Annotated in this window: 4 protein-coding genes, 2 tRNA genes and 1 pseudogene; 4 read left to right on the top strand and 3 right to left on the bottom strand. The window is 68.8% G+C overall.

Annotated elements, in window-relative coordinates:
- The first annotated feature begins 139 nt into the window (after positions 1-139).
- From G6019_RS11750 to G6019_RS11740, 3 genes are all read left to right on the top strand, one after another.
- Complete coding sequence (locus G6019_RS11750; protein WP_182613150.1) at positions 140-847, top strand: TetR family transcriptional regulator; 708 nt, start codon at positions 140-142, stop codon at positions 845-847.
- Positions 844-2421, top strand: a complete 1578-nt coding sequence (locus G6019_RS11745) for an MDR family MFS transporter (RefSeq protein ID WP_182613151.1) — start codon at positions 844-846, stop codon at positions 2419-2421. Before G6019_RS11750 ends, G6019_RS11745 begins: the two co-directional genes overlap by 4 nt.
- 129 nt (positions 2422-2550) lie before the next feature.
- Positions 2551-3489: an acyl-CoA thioesterase gene (locus tag G6019_RS11740; RefSeq protein ID WP_182613152.1), complete on the top strand. Its 939-nt coding sequence runs from the start codon at positions 2551-2553 to the stop codon at positions 3487-3489.
- An 81-nt stretch (positions 3490-3570) separates the two neighbouring features.
- Here the strand turns inward: G6019_RS11740 and G6019_RS11735 are convergent.
- From G6019_RS11735 to gltX, 3 genes are all read right to left on the bottom strand, one after another.
- A tRNA-Glu gene (locus G6019_RS11735) sits at positions 3571-3643 on the bottom strand.
- 54 nt (positions 3644-3697) lie between these two features.
- Positions 3698-3769: transfer RNA gene (locus tag G6019_RS11730), tRNA-Gln, on the bottom strand.
- A gap of 79 nt (positions 3770-3848) precedes the next feature.
- Positions 3849-5333: a glutamate--tRNA ligase gene (gene gltX / locus G6019_RS11725; RefSeq protein WP_107758115.1), complete on the bottom strand. Its 1485-nt coding sequence runs from the start codon at positions 5331-5333 to the stop codon at positions 3849-3851.
- Between the two features lie 123 nt (positions 5334-5456).
- On the opposite strand from gltX, the pseudogene G6019_RS11720 reads away from it, so the two are divergent.
- A pseudogene (locus G6019_RS11720) lies at positions 5457-5930 on the top strand (isochorismate synthase); the annotation flags it as partial.

Here is a 5930-nt window from a genome sequence, read left to right as displayed (position 1 = left end):
GTCCTAGGCCGCTAGACGACGGGGGCCGAGTACGCGTCAACTGTAGCGACACCAGCGGCCGACCACAAAATCGCGACACCAACGCGCGTGCACCGAGTACACATATGCACTCGGTGCATTTTCTGTGTAGGCTGCTCCGGTGACCTCCCCCCCAGATCAGGACTCCCTCCGCGAGAGGAAACGTCGCGCCACGCTGCTGGCCATAGAGGACGCCGCGACCTCCCTCGTCCTGGAGCGCGGGTACGACTGCGTGACGGTGGACCAGATCTGCGCCGCGGCCCACGTCTCCAAGCGCACGTTCTTCAACTACGTCCCGTCGAAGGAGGCCGCCGTCATCGGTTCACCTCCCCGTGACGTCCCCCCGGCACGGCGCCGAGAGTTCCTCGACGCCGCCGACCCGGACGTGCCCGGGGCACTCCTCCGACTGTTCCTCGCGGCTTTCGCCGACGCGCGAATCGGGGACGACGCCCAGACGGCGAGACTCGCCCACCGTCGAGGCGCGATCTTCCGGGCGGAACCGGACCTCGGCGTGGCCCGCGTGACCGCGTCCTCACGCTTCCAACTCCGCCTGGTGGACCTGGTGACCGAGCACTTCGAGCGTCAGCCGGGTCTCCGCCGCCTCGAGGGGGTCGCAGCGGAGGCCGAAGCGCGCGCCTGCGTCGCCCTCGTGGCCGCCTCGGCCAACCTGGGCCTGTCGAGCTGGCTGACGCGGCGGGCCTCGACCTTCGACGATCTCGACTCCGAGTGCGCCCTCGCCCTGCGACAGCTCGCCCTCCTCGTCAGTTCCCCCACCGACACGGCGTCGGCGCAGACGACCTCTTCCGAGAAGACGGGATCCACGTCATGAGCGATACCAGCACCCTCGCGACGGCCGGTCACGAGACCGCCGAGCGCGCGCCGTCCCACAACGTGCCGCTGGTGTTCACCTCGCTCCTGCTCGGGATGCTCATCGTGTCCCTGGGGCAGATGATCTTCGCGACCGCGCTCCCCACGATCGTCGCGGACCTCGGCGGGGTCGACAAGATGAGCTGGGTCATCACCGTCTATCTCCTCACCATGACCATCGGCCTGCCCGTGTACGGCAAGCTCGGCGACCAGATCGGACGCAAACCGCTCTTCGTCGCGGCGATCCTGCTGTTCCTCGGCGGGTCCGTACTCGGAGCCCTGTCGTGGAGCATCGACGTCCTCATCGTCTCCCGCGCCATCCAGGGCCTGGGGGGCGGAGGTCTGATGGTGCTGTCCCAGGCCATCGTCGCCGACGTCGTCCCCGCCCGTCAGAGAGGCCGGTACATGGGAGTGATGGGGGCCGTGTTCGGGCTCTCGTCGATCCTCGGTCCGCTCCTGGGCGGGTTCTTCACAGAGGGCCCGGGCTGGCGCTGGGCACTGTGGTTCAACCTGCCGATCTGCCTGCTCACACTCGCGGTCGCGGTTCTCTACCTGAGACTGCCCGCTCGCGGCACCGGTCGGAGGACCGACTGGCCGGGGACCGTGCTAATGGTCACGGGCACCACGGCGCTCATCCTCGTCTGCTCGTGGGCCGGCAACCGCTACTCCTGGACCGACCCGGTCATCCTCGGCCTCGCCGCCCTCTTCCTGGTCTGCGCAGCCGCGTTCGTCCGGGTCGAACTGCGGTCACCACACCCCCTGATCCCCATGACCCTGTTCGCCGAGCGCAACTTCGCGCTCTCCACCGCCGCCGGGCTCATCATCGGTATCGCCATGTTCGGGACCATCACCTACCTTCCCACCTACATCCAGATGGTCCACGGACTCGGACCCACCCACGCCGGCCTCATGATGACCCCGATGATGGCGGGGATGATGGGCACCTCCATCATCGTGGGCAACATCGTGAGCCGCACCGGCCGGTACAAGTGGTATCCCGTCGCGGGCAGCATCATCATGGCCGTGGGACTGTTTCTCATCAGCTCGCTCGAGGAGACGGACACCCTGCTCCACCTCGGGGTCGTGCTCTTCGTCTTCGGTTTCGGTCTCGGCCTGTGCATGCAGCTGCTCGTGCTGATCGTCCAGAACTCGTTCCCCGTGTCGATGGTCGGCACCGCCACGGCGTCCAACAACTTCTTCCGCCAGATCGGCGGAACCCTGGGATCGGCCATCGTGGGGTCGCTCTTCGTCAGTCGTCTTTCCGATCTCATGGGAGTTCGCATCCCGGCCGCGGCGGCGGCGATGGGACCGGAAGGGGCCGAGATGGCCACGTCGTTCTCGAACGGCTCCGGAGCGGCCAACTCGATGAGTCCCGAGATCCTCGCCGGACTGCCCGGGCCGCTCCACGACGCGATCGTGGGTTCCTACAACGACGCCCTGGTGCCGATCTTCCTCATCGTGGTCCCCCTGCTGGTGGTCGCCACCGGGTTGCTGCTGTTCATCCGCGAGGACCCGCTCAAGGAGACCGTCGACTAGCCTCGCCCAGGCACGACCAGGACCACCCGCTCAGCCCTCACGGTGACGGTGGTCCGGGGTGAGAACACCGACACGCGATCCACATCCGCCGCAACCACGCCGTTACACGACGGCGATAGTTTTCCCGGCGTGCAGACTCCCCGAGAGACCGTCCTGCGATTCCTCGCCGCCCCGACCGACGTGGGCGCCGGGAACCAGGTTCACACAGGCCGCATCCTCGAGTGGATCGACAAGGCCGCGTACGCCCAGGCCGCGGTCTGGTCGGGTGGCTATGCCGTCACCGCCTACGTGGGCAACGTCCGCTTCTCGCGGCCGATCGAGGCCGGGCAGCTCGTCGAGGTGTCAGCGCGCCTCATCCACACCGGGTCGAGTTCGATGCACATCCAGTGTGATGTCCGGGCCTGCGATCCCGTCGCGCTCGAGTACCGCCACTGCGCCGAGTGTCTCGTCGTCTTCATCGCCATGCGTGAGGGCAGACCCACCCCCGTGCCGTCCTGGCGACCCGCCTCCCGGTTGGAGGTACACGAGTCGGAAGAAGCGGTGATGCGTATCGCGCTGCGCAAGGACATCGAGGACGCCATGGCGCAGCAGGACTACACCGCCGAGGGGACCGCACCCCGGTCGACCCTGCGGTTCCTCGCGGCACCCGCTGACGTGAACTGGGGTGGCAACGTCCACGGTGGGCGGATCATGTCGTGGATCGACGACGCCGCGAACCTCTGCGCGACCCACTGGTCGGGCACCCCGTGCACCTCCGTGTACGCGGGCGGCGTGCGGTTCTACCACCCGGTGAGCATCGGTCACGTCGTCGAGGTCGAGGCCCGGCTCCTGCACACCGGTCACGAGACCATGCACGTGTCCGTTCACGTCCGGTCCGGTGAGCCCACATCGCCGGACCGGGTCCTGACCACCCACTGTCTGGCGGTGTGCGCGGCGCTGGGTCCGGATCTCACACCCACCCCGGTGCCGCACTGGACCCCGAAGAGCGCGGAGGACCACGCTCTCGACGCGCACGCGCGACACCTCATCCGGCTGCGGGGACGGGGCCGGGTCGTCGGGGTCGCGTGAGCGAGGGCCACCGCAGACGACGCGCGAGAGGCCCTGACGAGGAGAACACCCGGAGCATGTCACTCCGGGTGTTCTCGTGTGTACCCCCGATGGGATTCGAACCCACGCTACCGCCGTGAGAGGGCGGCGTCCTAGGCCGCTAGACGACGGGGGCTCAGGACGCGGTTCCGCTGAGGGAACCACTGCAGTGAGCGCTGTGCGCGCTCAGCTGGCCTACCAGGACTCGAACCTAGAACGACGGTACCAGAAACCGCTGTGTTGCCAATTACACCATAGGCCACTGTATTCACTTGTCCGCCCGTGCGGGGCGACCTCGAAGAGACTATCAAAGCACCGAGGGTGAATAGCAAATCGCCTGGTCAGTCGGCGATCGGCGCGGCCCGGAGCCGGGCCAGGGTCAGCTCCCGACCCAGCAGCTCCAACGATTCGAACAGGGGCGGCGAGATGTGCGAGCCGGTCACCGCGACCCGGATCGGGCCATAGGCCTTGCGTGGCTTGATCCCGAGGCCGTCCACCAGTGCACCGGAGAGCGCCGCCTCGATCGCGGGGGTGGTCCACTCCGGTAGCGCGTCCAGCGCGCGCACGGCCGCGTCCACGACCTCGCGGGAGTCGGCCTTGAGGTTCTTGGCGGCGGATCCGGGATCGACGACGAACTCCGCCTCGTCCACCACGAGGAAGCGGATCAGGTCCCACGCGTCGGACAGGACGACGATGCGGGTCTGGAGCAGGTCGGCCACGACCGCCCACCGGTCTCCGTCCAGCTCGGGCGGCAGCGTCAGGCCGTCCTCGGACGGGTGCGCCTCGAGGAAGTCCCGCAGCCGTTGCGCGAACACCTCCGGGGGAAGCCGTCGGATGTGCTCGGCGTTGATCGCGTCCGCTTTCTTCTGGTCGAAGCGGGCGGGGTTGGCGTTGACCTGACGTACGTCGAAGGCCTCCACCATCTCCTGGAGGGAGAACACATCGCGGTCGTCCGACAGTCCCCACCCCAGGAGCGCCAGGTAGTTGAGCAGCCCCTCGGGCAACATCCCTCTGTCACGGTGCAGGAACAGGTCCGACTGCGGATCCCGCTTGGACAGCTTCTTGTTCCCCTCGCCCATGACGAACGGCAGGTGCCCGAACTCGGGGACACGCTCGGCCACCCCGATCCGCGTCAGCGCGCGGTAGAGCGCGATCTGCCGGGGGGTGGAGCTGAGCAGGTCCTCGCCCCGGAGCACGTGGGTGATCTGCATGAGCGCGTCGTCCACCGGGTTCACCAGGGTGTAGAGGGGGACCCCGTTTGCGCGGGTCAGCGCGAAGTCCGGAACGGAGCCGGCCTTGAAGACGGTCTCACCGCGGACGAGATCGTCCCACCCCAGGTCCTCGTCCGGCATCCGGAGCCGGATCACCGCGCCACGCCCCTCATCCCGGTAGGCCTGCTTCTGCTCCTCCGTCAGATCGCGGTCGTACCCGTCGTACCCGAGCTTGGGATCACGCCCGGCCGCGCGGTGGCGGGCCTCGACCTCCTCGGCCGTCGAGAAGGACTCGTAGGCCTCTCCGGCGTCGACGAGCCTGCGCACCACCTCGAGGTGCTGGTCGCGTCGCTCGGACTGGCGGTAGGGGGCGTACGGTCCGCCCACCTCCGGCCCCTCGTCCCAGTCCAGTCCGAGCCACCGGAGCGCGTCGAGCAACGCCCGGTACGACTCCTCCGAGTCGCGTGCGGCATCGGTGTCCTCGATGCGGAAGACGAAGGTGCCGCCCGTGTGCCGGGCGTGGGCCCAGTTGAACAGCGCCGTCCTGACCAGTCCCACGTGGGGTGTGCCGGTGGGCGACGGGCAGAAGCGGACACGGACGTCTTGTGCTGTCATGGTCACCATCCTAGAGACGGTCCCGGCTCGCACCCCCGCGCAGGACCGGCCTAGGATCGGCCGGGTACCCGTGGTGCGCCCTTCGCGCGCGATCACACCCGGTCGGAGTCAAGGAGGCGAGCCGTGGCGTCAGGGCTCCACCCCGACGCCGCGAGGCCTGTCACCGCTCCGGACTTCCTCCTGTCCCGCCCCACGGGCTCACTGCGCACCCAGGGATCCCTCCGTTCCTTCACTGATCCGGCAGACGCGGCGCTGGCCCTGAGATCCGGGGACTGCGGCCTGGTGGCGGGCGCCATGGGGTTCGAACCCGATGCGCGGGCGGCGTTGGTGGAACCCGACATCGTGGTCCGGACCGACGGCCCCCTCGAGCCCCCCGCCTACTTCCGATCGATCCGCACCCGGGCCCGCGTCGCCGAGGAGATCCCCTCCACGGAGGTCCACCGGCACCGCGTGGCCACCGCGATCGCCGGGATCCGCGCCGGCGGCCTGTCCAAGGTGGTGCTCGCCCGCGCGGTCCGGTTGGTCGCGCAGGACCCGATAGACCCCCACGCGGTGTGCGCGGCGCTCATCGATTCGAGCCCGTCGGCCGACGGATTC

Origin of the sequence: Dietzia sp. DQ12-76, from assembly GCF_014145045.1 — a bacterium.
Taxonomy (GTDB): domain Bacteria; phylum Actinomycetota; class Actinomycetes; order Mycobacteriales; family Mycobacteriaceae; genus Dietzia.
Note: the sequence above shows the minus strand (reverse complement) of the source record. Positions and strands in the feature narration are given on the sequence as shown.